Origin of the sequence: Immundisolibacter sp., assembly GCF_014359565.1 — a bacterium.
In the GTDB taxonomy this organism is placed as follows: Bacteria; Pseudomonadota; Gammaproteobacteria; order Immundisolibacterales; family Immundisolibacteraceae; genus Immundisolibacter.
Map to the genome: position 1 here is coordinate 26,882 of NZ_JACIZD010000017.1, position 23,532 is coordinate 50,413.

20 protein-coding genes are annotated in these 23,532 nt (G+C 69.2%); 7 read left to right on the top strand and 13 right to left on the bottom strand.

The genetic code is table 11. From position 1 onward, the window contains the following. Positions 1–108: 108 nt before the first annotated feature. The 3 genes from minC (at position 109) to minE (ending at position 2,126) form a co-directional block, all read left to right on the top strand. A complete protein-coding gene (minC, locus tag H5U26_RS13295; protein ID WP_290620491.1) occupies positions 109–855 on the top strand; it encodes a septum site-determining protein MinC in 747 nt (248 codons plus the stop codon). 189 nt (positions 856–1,044) lie between these two features. Further along, entirely contained in the window at positions 1,045–1,854 is an 810-nt protein-coding gene (minD, locus tag H5U26_RS13300) for a septum site-determining protein MinD (protein WP_290620493.1), read from the top strand. Continuing rightward, entirely contained in the window at positions 1,851–2,126 is a 276-nt protein-coding gene (gene minE / locus H5U26_RS13305; RefSeq protein WP_290620495.1) for a cell division topological specificity factor MinE, read from the top strand. Before minD ends, minE begins: the two co-directional genes overlap by 4 nt. Positions 2,127–2,150: 24 nt before the next feature. Here the strand turns inward: minE and H5U26_RS13310 are convergent, their stop codons facing one another. Then, positions 2,151–2,780 (bottom strand): arylesterase, encoded by a 630-nt coding sequence (locus H5U26_RS13310; RefSeq protein WP_290620497.1) that lies wholly within the window; start codon positions 2,778–2,780, stop codon positions 2,151–2,153. A gap of 7 nt (positions 2,781–2,787) precedes the next feature. On the opposite strand from H5U26_RS13310, the gene H5U26_RS13315 reads away from it, so the two are divergent. Together H5U26_RS13315 and H5U26_RS13320 are read left to right on the top strand one after the other, a co-directional pair. Next, positions 2,788–3,453: an ABC transporter ATP-binding protein gene (locus H5U26_RS13315; protein ID WP_290620499.1), complete on the top strand. Its 666-nt coding sequence runs from the start codon at positions 2,788–2,790 to the stop codon at positions 3,451–3,453. Continuing rightward, a complete protein-coding gene (locus tag H5U26_RS13320) occupies positions 3,446–5,932 on the top strand; it encodes an FtsX-like permease family protein (RefSeq protein WP_290620501.1) in 2,487 nt (828 codons plus the stop codon). The genes H5U26_RS13315 and H5U26_RS13320 overlap by 8 nt, the downstream gene beginning before the upstream one ends. Before the next feature lie 61 nt (positions 5,933–5,993). On the opposite strand, the gene H5U26_RS13325 is transcribed toward H5U26_RS13320, so the two are convergent. The 12 genes from H5U26_RS13325 to H5U26_RS13380 form a co-directional block, all read right to left on the bottom strand. Further along, positions 5,994–7,139 (bottom strand): sigma-54 dependent transcriptional regulator, encoded by a 1,146-nt coding sequence (locus tag H5U26_RS13325; protein WP_290620503.1) that lies wholly within the window; start codon positions 7,137–7,139, stop codon positions 5,994–5,996. After that, positions 7,136–7,759 carry an alpha/beta hydrolase gene (locus H5U26_RS13330; protein WP_290620505.1) on the bottom strand — a complete coding sequence of 208 codons (624 nt, stop codon included), beginning with the start codon at positions 7,757–7,759 and terminating at the stop codon, positions 7,136–7,138. The genes H5U26_RS13325 and H5U26_RS13330 overlap by 4 nt, the downstream gene beginning before the upstream one ends. A gap of 551 nt (positions 7,760–8,310) precedes the next feature. After that, positions 8,311–9,396, bottom strand: a complete 1,086-nt coding sequence (locus H5U26_RS13335; RefSeq protein WP_290620507.1) for an ABC transporter substrate-binding protein — start codon at positions 9,394–9,396, stop codon at positions 8,311–8,313. A 66-nt stretch (positions 9,397–9,462) separates the two neighbouring features. Next, the gene (locus H5U26_RS13340; RefSeq protein ID WP_366055964.1) at positions 9,463–11,115 is read right to left on the bottom strand and encodes an arylsulfatase; all 1,653 of its coding nucleotides are present in this window, start codon (positions 11,113–11,115) and stop codon (positions 9,463–9,465) included. A gap of 8 nt (positions 11,116–11,123) precedes the next feature. Then, on the bottom strand, positions 11,124–11,945 hold the full coding sequence (locus H5U26_RS13345; protein ID WP_290620511.1) for an ABC transporter ATP-binding protein: 822 nt from the start codon (positions 11,943–11,945) through the stop codon (positions 11,124–11,126). Further along, positions 11,942–13,603, bottom strand: a complete 1,662-nt coding sequence (locus H5U26_RS13350) for an ABC transporter permease subunit (RefSeq protein ID WP_290620513.1) — start codon at positions 13,601–13,603, stop codon at positions 11,942–11,944. Before H5U26_RS13350 ends, H5U26_RS13345 begins: the two co-directional genes overlap by 4 nt. Position 13,604: 1 nt before the next feature. Continuing rightward, positions 13,605–14,006 (bottom strand): biopolymer transporter ExbD, encoded by a 402-nt coding sequence (locus H5U26_RS13355; protein WP_290620515.1) that lies wholly within the window; start codon positions 14,004–14,006, stop codon positions 13,605–13,607. A gap of 1 nt (position 14,007) precedes the next feature. Further along, positions 14,008–14,718, bottom strand: coding sequence for a MotA/TolQ/ExbB proton channel family protein (locus H5U26_RS13360; RefSeq protein ID WP_290620517.1), 711 nt, complete (start codon positions 14,716–14,718; stop codon positions 14,008–14,010). Positions 14,719–14,754: 36 nt separating this feature from the next. Continuing rightward, entirely contained in the window at positions 14,755–15,552 is a 798-nt protein-coding gene (locus H5U26_RS13365) for an energy transducer TonB (protein ID WP_290620519.1), read from the bottom strand. Positions 15,553–16,050: 498 nt separating this feature from the next. After that, positions 16,051–16,956: a TauD/TfdA family dioxygenase gene (locus tag H5U26_RS13370; RefSeq protein ID WP_290620521.1), complete on the bottom strand. Its 906-nt coding sequence runs from the start codon at positions 16,954–16,956 to the stop codon at positions 16,051–16,053. A gap of 157 nt (positions 16,957–17,113) precedes the next feature. Next, positions 17,114–18,433 (bottom strand): aryl-sulfate sulfotransferase, encoded by a 1,320-nt coding sequence (locus H5U26_RS13375; protein ID WP_366055965.1) that lies wholly within the window; start codon positions 18,431–18,433, stop codon positions 17,114–17,116. A 101-nt stretch (positions 18,434–18,534) separates the two neighbouring features. Continuing rightward, positions 18,535–20,835: a TonB-dependent receptor gene (locus H5U26_RS13380; protein WP_366055966.1), complete on the bottom strand. Its 2,301-nt coding sequence runs from the start codon at positions 20,833–20,835 to the stop codon at positions 18,535–18,537. 673 nt (positions 20,836–21,508) lie between these two features. Here H5U26_RS13380 and H5U26_RS13385 point away from each other — a divergent pair. After that, a complete protein-coding gene (locus H5U26_RS13385; protein ID WP_290620527.1) occupies positions 21,509–23,182 on the top strand; it encodes a glutamine--tRNA ligase/YqeY domain fusion protein in 1,674 nt (557 codons plus the stop codon). Continuing rightward, positions 23,182–23,484, top strand: a complete 303-nt coding sequence (locus H5U26_RS13390) for a hypothetical protein (protein WP_290620529.1) — start codon at positions 23,182–23,184, stop codon at positions 23,482–23,484. Before H5U26_RS13385 ends, H5U26_RS13390 begins: the two co-directional genes overlap by 1 nt. The last annotated feature ends 48 nt before the right edge of the window (positions 23,485–23,532 follow it).

Sequence of the window (23,532 nt, forward strand, 5' to 3'; positions counted from 1 at the left end):
TTGCCGGCCGCGCTGGCGGGTTGTTGGCGCGAGGCGCCCGCCGCGGCCGCTGCTTCTGCTAAGGTAGCCGGGCCGTCGACACGCGGCGCATTCCAACCCGATTTTTCAATGGCCGCGAGTCCACCGTTCCGACTCAAGGGCAGCCTGGTGACGCTGTCCATACTGAAGCCGCTGAGCACCGATTTGTCCGCAATCGACGCCGGCCTGGCCGCCAAGGTGGCGCAGGCGCCGGCGCTGTTCGACCGCGCGCCGCTGTTGCTGGACCTGGCCGATCTGGCCGAGCCGCAGGCCCTGGACCTGGCCGGTCTGCGCGCGCTGGTGGCACGGCTGGGCTTCGTGCCGGTCGCGGTGCGCGGCGGCGGCGACACGGTGGCCAGTGCCGCCGCGGCACTGGGCCTTGGCGTGCTGGGCGAAGGTCGCCTGCCGCCGGACGCCGAGCCGGCACCACCACCGGCCCAGGAAGAACCGCCGCCACCATCCGCCACCGCGAACGCTGCAGCCGGGCCGGACGCGGCAGCCCCGATCGCCCCCGCGCCGACGCGGCTCATCACCCAGACCGTGCGCTCGGGACAGCAGGTGTACTCGCGCGGTGACCTGATCGTGCTGGCCGGCGTCAGCCCCGGCGCGGAGCTGCTGGCCGACGGCCACATTCATGTTTACGGCCCGCTGCGTGGGCGGGCGCTGGCGGGGCTTCGCGGCAACACGCAGGCGCGCATCTACTGCCGCGCGCTGGAGGCCGAGCTGATCGCCGTCGCTGGCTGTTTTCAGGTGGCCGAGGACATTGACCCGGCCCTGCGCGGGCGCCCGGCGCAGGTGTTCCTCGATGGCGAGGATCTGGTCACCGCGCCCTTGTAAGGGAAACGTTGATTTATTCAGCGTTTCCCGCAGCGCAGGGACGCGCTGCCAAGATCAGTGGCTGTAAGCTGCTGATCTTGTGAGCCATCGGAAAACCACGCTTTTCCGATGGCGGGCGCTGAGAAATCCAGGATGGATTTATTCAGCGCTTCCCAAGGGCGCAACGCTAGGCATACAGAGGATAAAAACTTGGCACGCATCATCGTCACCACCTCCGGCAAGGGAGGGGTCGGCAAGACCACCACCAGCGCCGCCTTCGGCACCGGCCTGGCCCTGCGCGGGCACAAGACCGTGGTCATCGACTTCGACGTCGGCCTGCGCAACCTGGACCTCATCATGGGCGTCGAGCGGCGCGTGGTGTATGACTTCGTGAACGTCATCCACGGCGAGGCGCAGCTGAACCAGGCGCTGATCCGCGACAAGCGGGTCGATGGCCTGGCCATCCTGGCCGCCTCGCAGACCCGCGACAAGGACGCCCTGACCCTGGACGGCGTGCAGCGGGTGCTGGACGAGCTGGCCAAGGAGTTCGACTACATCGTCTGCGACTCGCCGGCCGGCATCGAGAAAGGCGCGCACCTGGCCATGTACTTCGCCGACGAGGCGATCGTGGTCACCAATCCGGAGGTGTCCTCGGTGCGTGACTCGGACCGCATCCTGGGCCTGCTGGCCAGCAAGACGCGGGCCGCCGAGCAGGGCGGGCGGGTGCGCGAGCACCTGGTGGTGACGCGCTACTCGCCAAAGCGCGTCGGCAAGGGCGAGATGCTCAGCCTGGACGACGTGGGCGAGATTCTGGGTATACCGCTGCTGGGCGTGATTCCGGAGTCGCCCAGCGTGCTGGCGGCGTCCAACGCCGGCACACCGGTGATCCTGGATCAGACCAGCGACGCCGCGCAGGCGTACGCCGACACCGTGGCGCGTTTCCTGGGCGAGGAGAAACCGCTGCGCTTCATCACCGAGGAGCGCGGCCTGCTGCGGCGCCTTTTCGGAGCACGCGCGTGAGAGTCCTCGATTTCCTGCGCAACGGGCGCAACAAGGGCAGTGCCTCGATGGCCAAGGAACGGCTGCAGATCGTGGTCGCCCACCAGCGGCGCGAAGCCGGCCGGCCGCCGTATTTCGCCAGCCTGCAGCGCGACCTGCTGGAGGTGGTGCGCCGCTATGTGACCGTCGACGACAGCGCGGTCAAGGTGGATGTGGAGCACCTGGGCGACTGCGACATCCTGGAGCTGAACATCACCCTGCCGGACCAGCCGACGGCGGGCGCGCGCGGCTGAGCGCGCCCATCCGGCGCGGGCGGATCAGGGCGCCTTGCCGGCCGGGGTCAGATCCGGCAGGCCGAAGGCGCCCTGCAGCCATTGCGCAACATGGTCTGCGATCGGCCCCTGGGCCGCGGCGGTGGGGTGGATGCCGTCTTCCTGGAACATGGCCGGGTCGGCGGCGACCGGTTCGAGCAGGAAATCCAGCAGCGGGACATCCGCCTCGCGCGCCACTTCGTGGAACAGATCACGGAACTGGCGCGTGTAGATGGGGCCAAAGTTGGGCGGAATCTGCATGCCGATCAGGCCCACCCGCGCGCCGGCCGCCTGCGCGACGTCGACCATGGCGCGCAGGTTGGCAGCGGTGGCGTTCAGCGGCTGACCGCGCAGGGCGTCGTTGGCGCCCAGCTCGATCAGCACCAGCACCGGGCGGTGGCTGTCCAGCAGCGCCGGCAGCCGGGCCAGCCCGCCGGCGCTGGTGTCGCCACTGATGGCGGCATTGACCAGGGTCCACGGCAGCTTTTGTTCGCGCAGCGCAGCGGCCAGCCGGGCCGGCCAGGCGGCGCCGTCCGGCAGTCCGTAGCCGGCGCTCAGGCTGTCGCCCAGCACCAGGATCGATCCGGCCGGCAGGGGCGTGGCCGCCCGCGAGCAGCCGGCCAACAACAGGAGCAAGACGCAGGTGATACGCGCCCAGGGAGTCGCCAAGTGGGTTACCTCGCCGCAGGGGAGGCTGGACATCTTACAGCCCGTCGATCTGGCGATTGCGGACGGTGAACGCTGCGCCATCGTCGGCCCGTCCGGCAGCGGCAAGACCACGCTGCTGGCCTTGCTGGCGGGACTGGACGTGCCCAGCGCCGGGCGCTTGTGGCTGGCCGACGCCGAACTGACGGCCCTGGACGAGGACGCCCGCGCCGCGCTGCGCCGCGAGCAGGTCGGCTTCGTGTTCCAGAACTTCCAGCTGCTGGGCAACCTCACGGCGCTCGACAACGTGGCGCTGCCGCTGGAGCTGCGCGGCCAGCGCGATGCCCGCGAGCGTGCCCGCCGGATGCTGGAGCAGGTCGGCCTGGCCCAGCGGGCGCGACACTATCCACCCACCCTGTCCGGCGGCGAGCAGCAGCGGGTGGCGCTGGCGCGGGCCTTCGTCGGCCAGCCACGGGTGCTGTTCGCCGACGAGCCGACCGGCAGCCTGGACCGTGCCAGCGCGCAAGCGGTGCTGGAACTGATGTTCGACCTGAACCGCGCCGCCGGCACCACGCTGGTGGTGGTCACGCACGACGAGGCGCTGGCCGCGCGCGTCGACCGGCGCCTGACACTCGACGCCGGGCGGCTGACCGAACATGACTGAGCTGGGCACCGCCGGCCGCCTGCTGCGCGGCGAATTGCGCCGGCCCGATCCGCTGCTGCTGGCCATGCTGCTGGCGGTGGCGGTGGGCGTGGCGGCGCTGACCAGCGTCAGCGGTTTTGCGCAGCGCGTGCAGGCGGCCATCGACGCGCGCGCCGCGACCCTGCTCGGCGGCTCGGTGCGGATCGCCGCCCAGCGCGATTTGCGGCCGGTCGCCGCCAGCCTGCCGTCCGCCCTGCGGCCGGCCACGACGGTGCTGGAGCTGCCCACCATGGCGGCGGCCGGCGAGCGCCTGCGCCTGGTGGAGCTCAAGGCCGTGGACGCCGCCTACCCGCTGCTGGGCGAGCTGCTGATCGCCGGTCAGGGGGCGCGGCGCGCGCCGGCGCCCGGCACGGTGTGGGTGGAGCCGGTGTTGCTGGCGCAGCTGGGCATCGAGGTGGGTGATCGGATCGAACTCGGCTACAGCGCGTTTACGGTGGCGGGCGTCATCGCCGACGAACCGGACCGCGTGGCCGGCGCCTTCAGCATCGGTCCGCGGGTGCTGATGAACCTGGACGATCTGCCGGCTACGCGCCTGGTGTCGCCGCAAAGCCGGGTGCGCAGCCGACTGCTCTACGACCCGCCGCCGACGAAGGCTGCTCGCCTGGTGTCGGCGCTCGAGGCCGAACTGCCGCCCCACACAAGCGTCGAAACGGCCGACGAGGGCCTCGACGAGACACGCAACATGACCCGCCAGGCAGCCGATTTTCTGCGCCTGGTGGCCCTGGCCGGCGTCGTGCTGGCGGCGGCGGCGGTGGTGCTGTCGGCGTCCAATCTCACCGAAAAACGCCTGCCGGCGGCGGCGACACTGAAAGCGCTCGGCGCCAGCCGGCGGCTGGTGCTGCTGACCTATGCCGGGCTGGTGGCCGCCGTCGCGTTGCTGGGTGGCTTGTCCGGTGCAGCGGCCGGCAGCGTTCTGGAACGGCTGCTGCCCATCCTGCTCAGCGGCCTGGTGCCCGCCGACCTGCCGCCGGCCGATGTGCGCATGCTGCCGATAGCCGTACTGCTGGCACTGCTGGTGGCGCTGGCCGTGGCCGCGCCGCCGCTGCTGCGCCTGGGCGCGACGCCGCCCGCGGCGGTGCTGCGCGCGCCTGCGCAGGGCGAGGTCGAGCGCGGCTTTGCGCGCACCGAGGGCGCCGGCCTGGTACTGGCCTTGTTGCTGTGCGGCGCCGTCTATGCGTGGCTCAGCGGCAGCGTCCAGCGCGGCCTGCTGGCCATCGGTGTGCTGCTCAGTGCCGCGCTGCTGTTCGGCGTCGGCGCGCGGGTGCTGGCGCGGGCGGCGCGGCGCCTGTCGCATCGCGGGCCGTTTGCCTGGCGCTATGCGGCGGCCGCCTTCGGACGGGCACCGGCCCATACCGTGCTGGCGGTGGCGGCGCTCGGCTTTGGCGTGCTTGCCATCCTGACCCCGGCGCTGGTGCAGACCGACCTGCTGCGCCAGTGGCAGATGCGCGTGCCGCCGGGGGCGCCCAATCGCTTCCTGATCGACGTCCAGCCGGACCAGCGGGACACGGTGGCCCAGCTGCTGGCCACGGGCGGGGCCCGCGACGTCGACCTGCGGCCGATGGTGCGGGCGCGCCTGACCGCCATCGACGGCAAGCCCCCGCCGGCGCCGCAAAACGAACGGGCGCGGCGCTTTCTGGAGCGCGAGAACAACCTCACGTGGCGCGCCGATCCGGAGCCCGGCAATCGCTTGGTGGCCGGCGAATGGTGGAACGCGGCGGCGCCCGAACCGCAAATCTCGCTGGAACAGGAATGGGCGGCGGCGCTGGGCGTGGCCCTGGGCGACACGCTCACGTTCGAGGTCAGCGGTCAGCAGGTGACCGGCACCGTCACCAGCCTGCGCGAGGTCAACTGGGAGAGCCTGCGCAGCAATTTCTTCGTCGTGTTCTCGCCCGGCGCGCTGGACGCCCTGCCGGCGACCTACGTCACCAGCTACCGCATCGATCCGGCCCAGGCCGACGCCCTGCTGCGCACGCTGGTGCAGCGCTTCCCGAACCTGACCGTGATCGACCTGGACGCGATGACTGCCACCCTGCAGGGCCTGGTCGCGCAGTTGTCCCGCGCCACCGGTTTTCTGGCCGGCTTCACGCTGCTGGCGGGCCTGGCCGTGCTGCTGGCGGCGGTGCTGGCCGAGCGAACCCGATTGCTGAGCGAAGCGGCCGTGCTGCGCACGCTGGGCGCCAGCCGCCGCCAGCTGGGCGCGGTCTACAACCTGCGCTTTGCGTTACTGGGCGGCGCGGCGGCCTTGCTGGGCAGCGGCGCGGCAGTGGTGGCGGGTGCCCTGGCGTGCGCCCATTACCTTGAAGTTCCCTACCAGCCGAACGCCGGCGCACTGCTGGGCGCGCTCCTGCTGGCCACGGCGCTGGTGACATTGACCGGCCGCCTGGGCGCGCGCCGCGTGCTGGCCACGCCGCCGGCGCAAAGCCTGCGCGCCGGCCCTTGAGGCGGGCGGCGCGGCTGAACCGGGCTGGGCAGAGTTTGCTGTGGGCCCTGGTTGGTCGCCACTACGTTTCCGGGCGGCGTGACGGCGCGTACGGCAACATGCCCAAACGATGCAGGCGCTCGCGCAGCACGTTGCGGCTGATGCCCAGCGCCTGCGCGGTGCGCACCTGATTGCTGCGATGGTACTCATAGGCGGTGCGGATGACCGTCTGCTCAACCTCGGCGTATAGATCGGGAACGCCCTGTTCAAGCAGTTCGACTATGACCTGCTGCAGATTCGCCCCACCCGCGCTGGCGCCGTGCACGTCGGGCGACTGGGGCCGCTCGGGCAGATAGACGTCTTGGGCGCGGATGGTCGGACCGGGGCACACCAGCAGGGTGTGGTGAAGGACGTTTTCGAGTTCGCGGATGTTGCCCGGCCACGGGTGGCTCAGCAGTCGCTGCATGGCAGGCGGCGAGACGCTGGGGACGCCGTGGCCCAGGCGACCGCCGTACATGGCCAGAAAATGCTCGACCAGCGGCGGGATATCGCCCGGCCGCTCGCGCAGTGGCCGCAGGCGCACGTCGGCGACGCTCAAACGGTAATAGAGATCGGCGCGGAAATGACCCGCCTCGACGGCATGTTTCAGATCCACGTTGGTGGCGGCGATCAGCCGAAAGTCGACCGCCGTCGGCGTGCGCGCGCCAACCGGCACCACCTCGCGCTCCTGCAGCACGCGCAGCAGCTTGACCTGCGCCGCGGCCGGCAGGTCGCCGATTTCGTCCAGAAACAGCGTGCCGCCGTCGGCGGTCTCGAACCAGCCCTCGCGATCCCGGTCGGCGCCGGTGAAGGCGCCTTTGCGGTGTCCGAACAGCTCGGAGTCGAGCAAGGATTCGTTCAGGGCGGCGCAGTTGACGGCCACGAAGGGCGCGTTGCGGCGGCGGCTCAGGGCGTGCACGTGCCGCGCCACCAGCTCCTTGCCGGTGCCGGTCTCGCCGTGGATCAGCACCGTCGCATCACTCGGTGCGACGCGTTCCAGGTACGCCAACAGCTCGCGCGACAGCGGGTCTTCGAACACCAGCGCGCTGGCGCGAATCGAATGGGTCTGTCGCCTCGGCTCGGGCAGGGTCAGCACCGACGGGCGGCCGGCCGCCGCGCCGCCGCTACCGGCATCGCGGGCGGCATGCTCGGCCTGCGTGGGTCGCTGCGCAAAGGATGTGAGTTTCATGACCAGACCATCCTGTCGGGCTGCCCGACGTCGTCGGTCCGTCCTGGCCGAACAGGGCCGGACCTGCGCCCGCCGGATTCCTGCAGAAGCCGGGCCGCCAATTGCTCCGCAAGCGGCCAGTGGCCAAAGCCCGCCGCCACGTTGATGTGACCTGCCGGGCCCAGATTGATGAAGGCGGCCTCCCAATGCCTCGCCAGCTCGGCGGCGCGGGCGGCGCTAAGCCACGGGTCGTTGTCGCTCCCCACCAGCAGCGCCGGCAACCCCAGCCGGCGTTCGATGAACCAGCGGGCAATGCCGAACCGGTCCGGATCGGCCGGCGCCACCAACAAGGCGGCGTCGATGGCGGCGCCGCGGCCGATGGCGCGGACCGCTGCCAGGCACCCGAAGCTGTGCGCAACGGCCACCAGCGGCCGCTTGCACTGCGCCGCGGTTTCCATCACGCGGCTAGCCCACGGCTCCAGATCCGGCCGTTGCCAGTCCTGCTGCTGGACCCGGCGACTGCCCGGCCAGCGGCCTTCGAACAGCGTTTGCCAGTGATCCGGCCCGCTGCCGTCCTTGCCAGGAATGACCAGTGCGCTGCCGAGCCGTGGCAGCGACCGGGCTGAAAATGCATCCGCCATGGAGGTGATTCCTTCAAATACAACGGTGGAACGCGGTCGTGACGGCATCGACCACACGGGCGCCCAACACCGGTCGGGTAGGTCGTCGAACCGTTCGTGATGGGCGCCCGCAGGGCGGCCGGTATGACAGCGCTACGTTTTCGTAGCGACCGGCTAGAGGGCGCCTTGCGACGTACAGCAACATCGCGCCGGCGCGTTCCAGCCGGCGTGTGTGCGAATGGCGGGCGCCAGCTCCCGGGCGTCCGCCGCGCAGGCGACCTGCATGTGGTGCTGGCGAACGGTCAGGTCGAGGGCGGTGGACATGAATCCTGGAGGACTGATCATCTGCAAATGGGCTTGGTAACCGCATAGGTCGTGCCAGCAGGCCCGCATCGGCGCATCATCTTGTTGAAATGCCGGCAGCCGGGTTTCAAAGCCCGAGATAAGGCATATTTCAAGCACAATTGCTGGAATATCCGTGAAATTTGATTTTCACAAATTCAAATGAGACGGAATATGCCGCATTTGATCGACTGTGAAGGCCGCCTGCGGACACCGCCAGATACTTGCCTTCAGTGCGCCGCCTGTGCTGGTGGCGCTTTGGCGCCGTCTGTGATCGGCCGCGCGCCAGGCAGCGACGCATCGAGGGCGGCTTCGAGAAACCGCGGCGCGGCCCATTCGCGCACCTGAAAGCCTTTGCGGATGAGTCGCTGCGCCAAGGCAAATTCCACGCCGGCCTGCAGGTGGTCCAGAAAGGGCGGATCCAGCTGCGGGGCGAACATCTCGCCCAGCCGCTCACCCTCGAGGTCGGTTTCCAGGATCACCCGCGGATACCCCGCCGTGGCGGAGACGAGATCCAGGTAGGCCTCGCGGTTGGCCTCGTCGGCCAGCCAGCGCACCGCCTGCTGATGGGCGCGCAGCAGGCGCACCACCAGCTCGGGATGCTGGTCCACGAAGGCGCCGGCGCCCACCAGTACGGCCTGCGTGCTGCCGGCACCCTGGATGTCACGGCTCGACAGCGGGATCTGCGCCAAGCCGCGCTCGCGCAGCGCGATCAGGTTGGACAGCCCCCAGACGGCATCCACCTGGCGCGCCGCTAGCGCCGCGGTGGAGGCATTGAAATCGAGATTGATCACCTTGATGTCGCGCTCGCTGAGCCCCTGGCTGGCCAGCGCGGCATCAAAGGACAGCTGGTTGGCGGTGCCGCGAAACAGCGCCACGCGCCGGCCCTTGAGATCCAGGAGGGTCTTGATCCCGGAGCCCGGCACCACGCCCAGATAGCTTTTTATGCCGCGCGCGGTGGCGCACAGCAGGCGGGTGTCGAGCCCGCCTGCCTTGCCGATGATGGCCGCCAGATCGCCCAGAAAGGCGAAATCCACCTGCCCACTGGCGAGCGCCTCGTTGACCGCCGGCCCGGCGCCCTTGAAGAAGGTCCACGCGATGTGGATGCCGTCACCGGCAAATGCCTGCTCGAAGAGCTGCTGCTCGCGCAGCACGTCCACCAGCCCCCCGCCGCTGGGGCGGCTGCCGGCACCCAGATCGGGCACGGCGATGCGGATTTCCGTAACCGGGGCGGGCGCCGCCGGCAGCGGCGCATGCCAGGCGGCCAGCAACCCGAGCAGGAGCAGTCGCGGCCATGAGATCGGAAACGTGGGCATTTTTTGGCGCCTCCTGGGCGTCATTTTCTGGACCCGCTCCCGCGGCGCGGGAGCGGCGCTTGAAGTTCAGCCCGCAGCCGCGTGCTGCGGGACCGCGGCGCCGGTATCGTGCACGCGCGCCGGACCGGAGTCGGCCAGCACCACGCCGGTTTCCCGCGCGTATTGGTGCCAGTGTTCGATGAGCGTGTTCAGGGTGTCCGGTTGCGTGCGCGCCTGGTCGTGGACTTCGCCGGGGTCGCTGGCAAGGTTATAGAGCTGCCAGGTTCCGGGGCCGGCAGGGGGCGGGATGTACACCGCCTTCCAATCACCCTGGCGCAGCGCGCGCATGCCGAACAGCTCCCAGCCGGTGACGGCCTGCGCGTCGTGGACGGCGTGGTCGCGCCCGGCGAGGTAGCCCGCCCAGGACCTGCCCCGCGGCGGCGCCACCGGGCGGCCGCGCCAAGCGGTGCCCGGATGCGACGTGCCGGCCAGATCGAGCAGGGTCGGCGTGATGTCCATGACCGTGGTGAACGCATCGCCGACCTGCGCCTGGCGCGCAAAGCCCGGGTAGCGCACGAAGGCAACCACGCGAATGCCACCCTGCGTGGTGAAGGCCTTGTAGAGGCGCGACGGCGCAGTTGCAGCCTGCGCCCAGCGCGGGCCGTACCAGACGTAGGAATTGGCGCGGCCGATGTTCTCCAGGCTGTTGTCGTAGTGGCTGTCGAGGTAACCGAGCAGGTCCGGGCCGAACTTTGGAAAGGCCTCCAGCAGCGCGCCCTCGGCGCCGTTATCGGACATGAACAGGATCACCGTGTCGTCGAGGTCACCCGCGGCGCGCAACTGCTCGATGACCCGGCCGACGTTCCAGTCCATGCGCTCGACCATGGCGGCGTAGACCTCCATGGTGCGGGCCGAGATCGCGCGTTGCTGCGGGCTCAGGGCCTCCCACTCCGGGGTGCTGGCCTGCACCGGATGGGCCTGCACGTGCGCGTCTGCCAGACCGAGCGCCTTGAGCCGTTGCAGCCGCTCCTGCCGCAACGCTTCGGGGCCGGCGTCGTAGCGCCCGCGATAGTGCGCGACCAGCTCCGCCGGTGCCTGCAGGGGCCAGTGCGGCGCGGCAAACGGCAAGTAGGCAAAGAATGGCCGGTCGCGGTCCCGGTCGGCGAGGTACCCGATCAGCTTGTCGGCGTAGGCGTCGGAGGAATAGAAATCCGCCGGCAGGCTGGGCACAAAGGTCTGATCCTCGATGTACAGCGCCGGGGTGACTTTCAATACCCCCGGCCGGTCGGCGGTCTCAGGGGGCTCGTATCCATAGTGGTTCGCGGCGCCCGGCAACAGCGCGAACGACCGCTCGAAGCCGCGCGCGTGCGGCGCCTGCTCGCAGGTCAGCCCCAGGTGCCATTTGCCGGCCATCAGGGTCTGGTAGCCGGCCTCGCGCAGGAGCTCTGCCACCGTGACCACCCGGTCGTTGAGGTGGCCCTCATAGCCGGGCTTGCCGATCTGCTCCGGTGCCAGCGTCTCGGCCATGGTGCCCAGGCCGGCGATATGGTGGTCGGTGCCGGTCAGCAGCATGGAACGGGTCGGCGAGCAGGTCGGCGCGGTATGGAAGTTGGTCAGCCGCAGTCCGGCGTGGGCCAGCGCGTCCAGGTGCGGCGTGGCGATTTCGCCGCCAAAGGCGCCCAGATCGGAAAAGCCCAGGTCGTCCGCCACGATGACCAGAAAATTCGGGCGCTTGCCCAGCGAATAACTCATGCGACGGCCCTTTTTTGCGAGGAGGGATTGATGGAACGGTCGGTCTCGCCGGCCAGCGGCGCGCCGGTCAGTTCGTGCAGGAGGACATCACGCAGGCGCTGGAAGTCGGCGCCGCTGCGTGCCCGCGGTGTCGGCAAGGGCACTTCCACCACCCGCCGGATGCGGCCCGGCCGCGGCGCCATGACCACTACCCGGTCGGCCAGGAACAGGGCCTCCTCGATATCGTGGGTAACCAGCAACGTGGTGACGCGCGTGCGCGCGCGGATGGCCAGCAGCTCGGTCTGCATCTGCTGGCGGGTTAGGGCATCCAGGGCGCCGAAGGGCTCGTCCAGCAGCAGCACCCGCGGACTGGCCACCAGGCCCCGGGCAATCGCCACGCGCTGTGCCATGCCGCCGGACAACTGGTGCGGATAGGCGCGCGCAAACCGGCGCAGACCCACCAGCTGGATGAATTCGTCGACGCGACCGGTCCGCTGCGCGTCGCTCAGCGGCTCGTTGATCAAGCCCAGGGCGATGTTCTGCTCGACCGTCAGCCACGGAAACAGCCGCGGCTCCTGGAACACGATGCCCCGCTCCGCGCCCACGCCCGTTACCGGGACGTTGTCCACACGGATCTGGCCCTCAAACGCCGTATCGAGCCCGACCAGAAGCCGCAGCAGGGTGGACTTGCCGCAACCGCTCGGCCCGACGATGGCAACCAGCTCGCCGGCGGCGACCTCGAGGCTGAAATCGGCAATCGCCTGCAATTGCCCGCCGGCTACCGCAAACTGCTTGTTGACATGGCTGAATCGGACGGCCGGTTCGGGTAATGGCCTCATGCGTGTCTCCAGTAGGTGCTGCGTCGCTCCAGCAGCTGTCCGAGTGCGCCCAGGGCCGCGCCGGTGAGTCCGATCAGCAGCATGCCGCTGAGCACCAGGTCCATGCGGAACAGTTGCTGGGCACCTATCAGCAGGCTGCCGATGCCGCCACCGGACGGCATGAAGTACTCCGCACCGACGGTGCCGAGCCAGGCATAGATGAGCCCCAGCCGCAGACCGGCGAAGATGGCCGGCAAGGCGCCAGGCAGGATCAGCAACCGCAGCCGCTGGCGCAGATTCAGGCGCAGAACGCCGGCCGCTTCGGCAAGCTGCGGGGACAGGTCGGCGACGCCGTGCTGGGTAGCCAGCAGCAGCGGGAAGAAGGCGGCAAGCGCCACGAACACCACCTTGGCCGGCTCGCCGAGCCCGAACCAGGCGGTGAGCAGCGGCACCCAGGCGAAGATGGCCACCTGGCGCACTGCGGCCAGCGCCGGACCCAGTGCGCGCTCGGCGGGGCGCCACAGCCCCAGCGCCAGGCCGAGCAACACACCGCTGCCGCCGCCCAGCGCCAGTCCGCCCAGGGTGCGCCCCAGGCTCAGCGCCATGGCGGTCGGCAGGCTGCCGTCGAGCAGGCCGCTCGCGGTGGTGTGCAGCACCGCGAGCGGTGCGGCCAGGATGCGCGCAGCGCCGCCATGCTGGCTGGCGAGCTGCCACACCGCGAGCAGTACCAGCGGCAGTGCCCACGACTGCACGCCCCAGCCACCGGGCGCGGCGCGGCCACCGGCAAACGCAGCCATGCCAGGCTGCGGCCAGTGCACCATGCGCTGGCTCAGGCGGTGCATGGCCCAGGCCATGACCCCGCCGGTCAGGCCGACCACCAGGATGCACACCAGGACGATGTCCAGCATGAACAGTTGCCGGCCCCACACCATCAGGTAGCCGATTCCCTCGCTGGAGGCCAGCAGTTCCACCGCCAGCAGCGCGGCCCATCCCTGTGACAGCGCAAGCCGCAGGCCGGTGAGGACCGACGGCAGCGCCGCCGGCACGGTCAGGCGCCACAGTCGCACGCCGCGCGGCAGACGCAGCACCGCCGCTGCCTCGCGCAGGCGCGGCGGCACGTCCCGCGCGCCGACCAGCGTGTGCACGGTTACCGGCACGACGATGGCCTTGACCAGCACCACCCACTTGAGCAGTTCGCCGATGCCGAAAAACAGCATGAACAGGGGAATCCAGGCCAGCGTCGGCACCTGCGCCAGGGCGCTGAAGGTGGGGTAGATCAGCCGTTCGGCCCGCGCGCTGGCGTCCAGCACGGCCCCCAGCAGCAGTCCCGTGGACACGCCGCCCAGCAGTCCCAGCGCCAGCCGCTGGACGCTGATCCACAGTTGCCCCCCCAGTTCGCCCGAAGCCAGTTCCAGCGCAGTTTTTGCGACCACCTCGGGGGAAGGCAGTATCTGCGGCGACATCCACTGCTGCCGGCTGGCCAGGTACCACAGCAGCGCCGTCAGCGCGGGCACCAGCCATGGCACCAGCGCGGCGCCCAGACGGCGGCCGTAGCTCGGCGCGGCGCGCACCGTGCCGGGCTGGATGCCGGCACGGTGCGCGGCCGCGTCACCGGCCGACGCGCCAGATCCTGCATACAGCGTGTGCATCAGCGTTGCCACGTGCGGGTGCGCGGCCATGTCAGCGCGCCGTGATTACGGCCAGACGCGTGATGCCCGCCCGCTCGATTGCGGCCATGGCCTGCGCAACCACGCCGTAGTTCACGCCGGCGTCGGCCTGCAGCTGCACCCGCAGATCGGCGTTGCTCGCCCGGGCCGCCGCGAGATTCGCTTCCAGCAGCTCGGGCTGGATCTCGTCCTTGCCGATGAACACCTTGCCGGCGCTGTCGATGCCCACCACCAGCGGCTCCTTCTGCTCCGGCGGCGCGACGGCGGCGGTCTTGGGCAAGTTGACCTGGATGGCGTTGGTCAGCAGCGGCGCCGTGACGATGAACACCACCAGCAGCACCAGCATCACGTCCACCAACGGAGTGATGTTGATCTCGCTGAGGACTTCGTCCGAGTCCTGGGTCGAGAAGGCCATGTCAGAACGCCTCCCGCACGCGTTGCACGGCGGCAGGGCGGGGCGCCGGATGTGCAATCACCTGGAAGGAAGACTTCTGCGCCAGGCTGTAGAAGTCGTGAGCAAAGTCGTCGAGGTCGGCCGCGGTCAGCTTCAGGCGCCGCAGGAAGTAGTTGTAGACCAGCACCGCGGGCACCGCGACGGCGATACCAAAACCGGTCGCAATCAGCGCCGCGCCGATCGGGCCGGCCACCGTTTCAAGGCTGGACGAGCCGGCGGCGGCAATGCCATCGAGCGCTTTCATGATTCCCCACACGGTGCCGAACAGGCCGATGAACGGCGCCGTGGAGCCGATGCTGGCCAGTGCCGCGAGGCCGCTTTCCAGCCCCCGCCGCTCGCGTTGCACTTGTTGACGCAGCGCCCGTTCCAGGCGGTCCTGGTGGTCGATGGCGTGGCTGAGGTCACCGGCCGGCGCTGCCGCGGTATGCAAGGCGGCAAAACCAGCCTGCGCCACGCGCGCGGCGGCGCCGGGCGCCTCGTCCACCAGCTCGGCGGCGGCCGGCAGGTTGGAGGCGCTCCAGAACCGTTTCAGAAAACGCCGGTCCTGGCGTTTCAGGCGGACGAACTGCACGCCCTTCAACAGGCCCAGCGCCCAGGTGATGGTGGAGAAGCCGGCCAGCAGCCACAGCACCGCGTGGTCTACCGACTGGATGGGGGATGCCGACAGGTTCATGGTCTTTAATTCCAAGTTGACTCGGGACAGGTTGGCTCAGGACAGGCTGAAGCCGATCGGTACGCTGACCCAGCCGTCCTCGGCCAGGTCGCCGCGCTTCGCCGGCACGAAGGTCCAGCGCCGGACCGCCTGTGCCGCCGCCGCATCCAGGACATCCCGGCCGCTCGACTGCTGCACCTGGATTTCGCTGGGCACGCCAGTGGCACGCACGTGGACGCGCAGCACCACGGTGCCTTCCCAGCCGCGGCGGCGGGCGAACTCCGGGTACTCCGGCGGCGGGTTGCGCAGGTAATCCGCGTTCGCCGACGGCGGCGTCGCCGCCGGTGGACGAAGCGCCGGGGGTGCCGGCACGGCGGGCGCAATTGGCGCAGGCGCGTGCATCGGAGCCGGCTCGGGCGCAGGCGCAGGCGGGGCCTTCGGCCTGGGCGGCGCTTTGCGTGGCGCCGGACGCGCGGCGAACTCATCTACCTGCGGTGGCGGCGGTGACGGCGGTGCCACCACCGGTTGCGGAACGACCGGCTGCGGCACCACGGGCTGCGGCATGACCGGCGGCGGCGCCGGGCGGGTCAGTTCGATTTCAAGCGGCGGGACGATCGGTGCCGTCATCGGCAGCGACGGTTCCGGCTGGGCATTCCATGCGTGGAACATCGCGCCATGCAGCACCACCGCCAGTGCCGCAATCAGCACCGCTTCACGGCGACTGAGCACGTGCCCGGGCGGGAGCGCGCCAACGAGGACTGGCGCGGCCTGTACCGCGGGGCGGTAAGCCTCGCGTACTGGAACGTTGCGCCAGTACAGCGCAGAGACGCTGTCGGCGGTCAGCGCGTTGCCCATGAATGCACTCCTGCCTGAGCGAACAAAGAAACCGTACAAAAAACCGGCACGGGCTGGCCCCGCCGGCTGATGTCGGCGCGGGCCTGTCCCGGGTGTCGGCGGACGCTCTTCCCTTAGCAGGTCGCGTGCCAAAAATAACTTACTGATTTTGTGTGAATAATTTTATTAATGGCCGGGGCCATGCTGCCGCATCAACAGTGCGCTCAGCAGCCTGTTGCGCGTGCAGCAGAAACGCCGGGGCCGGGCCGGATGGTCGGGGTGTCCCCGCTACGAGCCCGATGCTCGGGACAGAAAGGGGCTGGGTCGTCGGGCCGTTTGTCGCGCGGTGGTCTTGCACGGTCGGCCGGCGCCCGCCCCTCGGCATTGCGCCGGTTTCCTTTCCGTCGCATGCAGCACACGCCGGAGCGCCCGGCGCGCAGCGAACCGGTGGAGCGGGAGGCGGCAATACGCGGCGCGCCGGCGCAGGGGCCTGCGCCGGCCGGCACGCCGGGGTGCAGATCAGGTGGGGCGCAGGGTCTGGCTGCGCGTGCCGTCCACGCCAAATGGCACATCGCCAGCCACGGTCACGCGGCGCACGATGCGCGGCTGCGCGTCGTAGTCGTCCACGGCGTAGTGCTGCGTGGCGCGGTTGTCCCAGATGGCCACGTCACCGACCCGCCAGCGCCAGCGAACGGAGTTCTCGGGACGGGTGACGTGGCCCTGCAGCAGGTTGAACAGCTGCGTCGAATCGGCCGGCCCATAACCCTTGATGCGCTTCACGAAATGACCGAGCAGCAGGGCGCGCTCGCCGCTGACCGGATGCACGCGCACCACCGGGTGTTCAGTCTCGTAAACGGTGGAGGTGAACACCTTGCGGTAGGTGTTCAGCTGCTCCGTGGAGATGTGTGGTTTCACAGCCGCGTAGTCGTACTCGTTGCTGTGTACCGCCCACAGGCGGTCCGCCAGGTCGCGCAGTGGCGGCGGCAGGTGGGCGTAGGCGGCGGCGGTGTTTGCCCACAGGGTGTCGCCTCCGGACCGGGGCACGACCACGGCCCGCAGCACCGCGGCCCTGGGGTAATCGGCCACGAAGGTCACGTCGGTGTGCCAACTGTTGGCACGTTGGCCCAGGGCACCGTCCAGTTCCAGCAGGAAGCGGGTACCTTCCCGTACCGGCACCGTGGGGTGCGCAACGGGGGAGCCGAGCCGGGCGGCAAAAGCCTCCTGGCCGGCGTCATCGAGGTGGGTCTGGTCGCGGAAGAACAGCACCTTGTGAGCCACCAGGGCGTGTTCTATCGCGGCCAGGGTGGTGTCATTCAGCGCCGCGGACAGTGCAATGCCGCGAATCTCGGCGCCGATGCGTCCGGCGACCGGGGCGATGTCCAGCTCCTGGGCGTGCGCTGTAGCAGCGAGTGCGGAGTGGGTCATGTCGGGGTCCTCATGGGGTTGAATCAGGGTTCGAAGAAAGCCGTCGCGCGCCACGACATCGCTCGTGCCTGAGGTGGCCGGCTGCCGGCCGGGCCGCACTATGCGGGCAGTGAATCGGTGGTCGGGCGCGACCGGTTGCGGCGTGCATCGCCGGGCGTCAGCGTGCCGCCGTGCGCTGCACGGGAACCTGCCCCGGCAGCGTGGGGATGACCGCTTGTTCGCTGCGCGCGGTGCCTTCGGGCGCCCAGTCGTATGGCACCGGTGTCGCGCGATAGACCCAGTTGCTCGAAGCATCCCCGTGCGGCGCCTTGCCGAAATACGGGCTGACGTACTCCCAGACGATCTCGCCCTGCGCCGTCACCTGGAAGAACCGGCCAGTCATGCCCTCGTCTATCAGCGTGTTGCCATTGGGCAGCCGCCGCGCACTGCTGATGAAGGAGCTGAAAAAGGCCCAGCCGGGCTGCCGCGAGCGCTCGGCGCTGTACTGCCAGACGATCTGCCAACTGACGGGGTCAATTTCCAGCACCCGCGAACCGGAAGTCACCTGCAACGGCGTCGGCGGGTAGCCGGCCGCGCCCTGGTTGTCGAACACCAGCAGGTTGCCGGCGCCGGGCAGGCCGGCGGGGATCAGGTGCGCGTCGTGCTGGCCGACGAACTGGTCCACCGGCCGCGGCACGTGCTGGCCGGCCTTGGGGTCTATTGGCGGCAGCCCCGGGCCCAGGCGCCACACCACCTTGCCGCTGGCCTTGGCGATGATGGCGATGAAGTTGGCGTTGCGCGCGTCGATCATCAGGTTGTCCGGATGAAAACGGGCATCGCCGGCGTCGAACCACCTGTTGGGCCCGAGCACGCTCAGGTTGTTGACGTGCAGGTAATCCGGGTTTTTGGTGGCGCGCACCAGCGCCAGTTGCTCGGCGGTGAAGCCGAACTCCTCCAGGTGCTCGGAGGCCAGCCAGCGCCACGCGATCTCGCCGTTGGGCGTGATTTCGTACACCGCGTCGTCAATGACTACCGGCACGTCGAAGCCGGCCACCGGGTGCGGCTTGTTGACCAGCACCAGTGTGTTGCCGTTGGGCAGTCGGCGCAGGTCGTGATGCTGGCGGGCGGCGCCGTCTGGGGCGGCATCGCCCCAGCGCCATACCACCTTGCCGTCCCAATCCAGCTCGCCGATGGCCTGGTTGTCCAGCCCATTGCCGGGGGAGGCGAGCGGGTGCGGCTTTTCCGTGGCAGCCAGCTGCACCAGCACGCGGCCGCGGGCGCCGCCGGCCAGCGCCGGGTCCAGCAACACGGTGGGAAAGCCGGGGTAGTCCCAGCGGCGCACTTCGTTGCCGTTCATGTCGATGAGGCGGGTCTTGCGGTCCGCACCGCTGAACACGACGTAGCCGTTCCAGGCCTTCTGTGGGTCGTAACGGGTCACGCCGGTGGGGTAGACGCTGGGCGCGCCATGCGCAGCGGCGGCCAGCATCAGCCCGGCCATTGCGGCCAGCCAGCCGCGCCGTACCGCTACGGCGTGAAAGAACGTAGGTATGGTCGTCATGATGTGGCTCTCCCGATGGTGACAGATAAGGACCGGCCGGCTCAGAAGTCGTAACGAGCACTCACGCCCAGCGTGCGGGGCGTGCCGATCAGGCCGCCGTAGCCGCCGTTCTGTTCGTTCCAGAGGATGGTGTAGTAGGTCTTGTCGAAGGCGTTCTTGAGCCACAGCGACAGGTCCAGCTGGCCTTTGCCCAGGTCCACGCGCACGCCGGTGGACAGGTTGACCACCGCGTAGCTCGGGATCTGCCCGAACTTGGAATCGTCGAGCGTGCCCGGCGCGCTGGAGCGGAACGCGTAGCTGGCGGCCAAGTAGTGCTGCAAGCCGTCGCCGGCGCGCCAGCGATAGTCGCCGCTGAGGTTGGCGATCCACTTGGGGGCACCCACCACCTGCCGGCCGGTCAGGTCGCAGGACTGCGGCGCGCCTGGCTGGAAACCGATTTCCGGCGGGCAGGGCGCGTCCTTGTAGGACAGGTAGGTGGCATCGTTGTACGAGCCGTTGAAGCTCAGCGTGAGGCCGCGCAGCGGCAGCGCGGTGGCTTCGAACTCCAGGCCGCGGGTACGCACCGAGCCGGCGTTGGTCAGGTAGCGGGTGAAGGATGCGTCGTCGAAGGCCAGGGTCTGATAGCCGTTGACCTGGCTCCAGAACACATTGGTGTTGAGCAGCAGGCGGCGGTCGAAAAGGACGCTCTTGACGCCCAGTTCAGCGTCGTTGGCGCGCTCGGCGCCCACCAGCAGGGAATCGGCGCCGGCGGTCGGCGCGGCCGACACCGACAGGTCTATGCCGCCGGACTTCTCGCCATGCGAGATCGAGGCATAACCCAGCACCTGCGGCGTGAACCGGTAGCCCAGGCTCAGCAGCCCGGACGGGCTGGAAGCGTTCAGGCCGAGGTCGCCTGAGTCGTAGGCGCCATAGCGGCCGTTGCGCGCTGCCGCCGCCGGGCCGGCTACCGGTGCGCCGCCGACCGGTGCGTCGCGGTCCACCCGTGCGTCCTTGCTTTCGTAGGTGCCGCGCGCGCCGGCGGTGAGGTCGAGGCGCTCGGTCAGGTGCCAGGTGCCCTGCGCGAACAGCGCGTAGCTGTCGATCTCGATCTGGCCGTGGCCGATGCTGGTGACGTTGGCCAGCGCGCCGGGTGGCGTGTCATTCCAGGTATCCGCAAGCGGGCCATTGAAGAAGAAGGATTCGTTGGTCAGGTCCTGGCGAAAGTAATAGGCGCCCAGCACATAGTCGAAGCGGCCGCCACTGGGTGAGGCCAGACGCAACTCCTGCGAGTACTGGTCGTCCCGTACCGACTGGCCGGCGTTGAGGCTGACCGGCACGTTCAGCCCATCGTCGTTGCGCGGCGTGAAATTCCAGAAGCGGTATGCGCTGACGGACGTCAGCGTGAAGTCATTCGCCAGTTTCCAGTTGGCTTCCAACGAGGTGCCGCCCTGGAACACCCGCACGTTCTGCGCGCCGTCGATATTGACCTTGCCGTCGCGGCCATCCACCAGGGTGGCGCCGACCGCGGCCGCGCGCTGTTCGTAGCGGTTTATCCCGCCGATGGTCGGGCCGGTGCTGAACAGCACCCGGGTGCCGTTGCTGGAATCTTCCTCGTGGTAGTCGCCGATCCAGCGCACGTTGAGGTCCGCGCTGGGCTCGAACAGCAGTTGCCCACGCACGCCCTCGCGCTCGCCGCCGTTCAGGCGATCGCCATTGAAAACGTTCTTGATGTAGCCGTCGTCGCGCGTGCGGTACGCCCCCAGCCGGCCCGCCAGGGTGTCGGTCAGTGGCCCCGACAGCACACCCTTGCCCTGGAAATAGCCGTCCTGCCCACCGCTAGCCTCGAAGCTGCGCTCCGGCGTGAAGCTCGGCTTGCGGGTGGTGATGTTGAGCACGCCGGCGGTGGTGTTCTTGCCGAACAGCGTGCCCTGTGGGCCGCGCAGCACGTCGATCTGCTCCACGTCCAGCAGGTCGAACACCGCCATGCCGGGGCGGCCCAGAAACACGTTGTCCACGTAAATGCCGACGCTGCTTTCCAGGCCATCGCTGGCCGGGTTGTTGCCCAGACCACGTATGGAAATGCTCGACTGGCGGGCATGCATGTGTGCCACGTTGACGCTGGGCGCCAGTTGCTGGATGTCCTGCACGCGGTAGATGCGCTGCGTCTCGAGCGTTTCGCCGCCCAGCACACTCATGGGCGTGGGCACATCCTGCGCGTCCTCCTCGCGGCGGCGCGCCGTGACGGTGACTTTCTTGAGCGCCACCGCCGACTTGGCGGGCGTTGCCGTGACGGCAGGCTGGGTGTCGGTGTTGTCCAGCGTGGGCGCGGCATCTTCTGCCCATGCGCCATGCCTGGCGCCCATTGCCTCCAGCGTCAGCAGCAACGCCACCACCCGTTTCGACCTCTGCGTGTTGCCTGCCGTGGCGGTTCCGGCAGGCCGCGGCATGACGTCTTTTGTTTCGAAATCCATTGCTCCCTTCCTTGAAAGTTCGTTACGTGGCGAATGGGTCGGCCAGTTTTGTGCCGCACAAGCTGCGCCGCGGGGTTGCAGACTGCCGGCGCCCCTATGCAGCGAGAAACGCTGTTTTCGCGGCGACGGGGAGCCTGTTAGTCAGGCCAGGCCTTGAGCAGCCCCCGTGCCAGATCACATGTGTTTGTTTTAATTAATGAAACATCAGGGCTTCGAGGGGCGCCTGTTGCCCATACAGCAGTTGCGGAAGCAGGTTGCGGGTAACTCAGCAGCGCAACCGGCTGGTGCAGTCCGTCGGAAAGTGGGGGATGAGGCGGGATATGAAGCGGCCGGCCGGGGGATCAGCGGCGCCAAGCGTCAGAGCAGCGCGAAGGGCGGCATGAGTGAGGCAAAGGAACCCGCAGCGGCCGGCTGCGACCCGCGGATCGGGCCGCCGCCCGGGCGGCGCGGTCCGGCGGTTGGCCGGTACTGCTGACGGGACGTGGCGCAGGCGCGGCCCTGGCGCCGCGGGCTTTCGCCTGCTTACTTACAATACCGGCCACATCCCCTGATCAGTCCAACGTGCATGAACGCTGCCGACCGCCCGACGCCGACCAACTTCATACGCCAGATCGTCGAGCAGGATCTGGCCATCGGGAAGCATCGGACGGTGGTCACGCGCTTTCCGCCGGAGCCCAACGGCTACCTGCACATCGGTCACGCCAAGTCGATCTGTCTGAATTTCGGTCTGGCGCAGGAGTTCGGTGGCGTCTGCCACCTGCGCTTCGACGACACCAACCCGGCCAAGGAGGACATCGAGTACGTGGAGGCCATCGAGCGGGACGTGCGCTGGCTGGGCTTCGACTGGGGCGACAAGCTGTTTCACGCCTCGGACTACTTCCAGCAGCTGCACGACTTCGCGGTCCACCTGATTCGCGCCGGCAAGGCCTACGTGTGCAGCCTGAGCGCCGAGGAAACCCGCGCCTGGCGTGGCACGCTGACCGAGCCGGGCCGCGACAGCCCGTACCGCACGCGCAGCGTGGACGAGAACCTGGACCTGTTCGCCCGCATGCGGGCCGGTGAGTTCCCGGACGGCGCGCACGTGCTGCGGGCCAGGATCGACATGGCCTCGCCGAACCTGAACCTGCGCGACCCAGTGCTGTACCGCATCAAGCACGCGCCGCACCCGGTGACCGGCGATGCCTGGTGCATCTATCCCATGTACGACTACGCGCACTGCGTGTCGGACGCGCTGGAGGGCATTACCCACTCGCTATGCACGCTGGAGTTCGAGGATCACCGTGCGCTGTACGACTGGATCCTCGACCAGCTGCCGGTGCCCTGCCACCCGCGCCAGATCGAGTTCTCGCGCCTGAATCTTTCCTACACGGTGATGAGCAAGCGCCGCCTGCACGAGCTGGTGGAAGGCGGCCACGTGCACGGCTGGGACGATCCGCGCCTGCCGACGCTGTCGGGCCTGCGCCGGCGCGGCGTGCCGCCGGCCGCCATCCGCGACTTCTGCAGCCGCGTCGGCGTGACGCGCAAGGAGAACGTGATCGACGTGGTGCAGCTCGAAACCTGCATCCGCGAGGCGCTGGAGCAGTCCGCGCCGCGCGCGCTGGCCGTGCTGCGCCCCCTGAAGGTGGTGATCGAGAACTACCCGGCCGACCAGACCGACTGGCTGGACGCGCCCAACCATCCGCAGCGACCTGAGCTTGGCAGCCGCCAGCTGCCGTTCGGGCGCGAGATCTACATCGAGCGCGACGATTTCATGCTCGACCCGCCCAAGGATTTTCACCGCCTGGCGCCGGGACGCGAGGTGCGCCTGCGCTTTGCGTATTTCATCCGCTGCGAGCGGGTGGTGACCGATCCGGCCAGCGGCGAGGTACTGGAACTGATCTGCAGCTACGACCCGGCCACCCGCGGCGGCAACGCCCCGGACGGGCGCAAGGTGAAGGGCACCATCCACTGGGCCGATGCCAGGCACGCCCTGCGTGCGCAGGTGCGCCTGTACGACCGCCTGTTCGCGGTGCCGGACCCGGCCGGGGAGACCGATTACCTGGCGCTGCGCAATCCGGACTCGCTGCAGGTGCTGACCGACTGCCTGCTCGAGCCGGCGCTGGCGGCTGCCACCGGCGGCTATCAATTCGAGCGCCTCGGCTACTTCACGCCCGACCCGGACAGCCGCCCGGACGCGCCGGTGTGGAACCGCACCGTATCCCTGCGCGACACCTGGGCCAAGGTGGCGGCGCGCGGGTGATGTGCAGACGCTACCGTGCAATCGTCACCGACGTACGTGCTTCGCTGGCCCAGATGTTGGTTGAATTCGGTTGTCGCACGGACCTCTCCTCTAAAAACGTAAAAAAACCATGTTTGAGAGTGCTCACGCTGCATCACGCTGAAGCCATCCTCAAACACGATATGCCGGAAGCCGTGACCGAGTTGGAAGAAGTTTTGGCGGCGGTGGTGATACCGGTGGAGGAACTGCTTAGACTCAAGTTCCAAGTGCAACACCCTGCTGCAGGTAAGGTATTGCGATGGGAACGACGTACAGCCATTTGAGCAGCGAAGAGCGCGCAGTGATCATGATCGAACGGCGGCGAGGCCGCA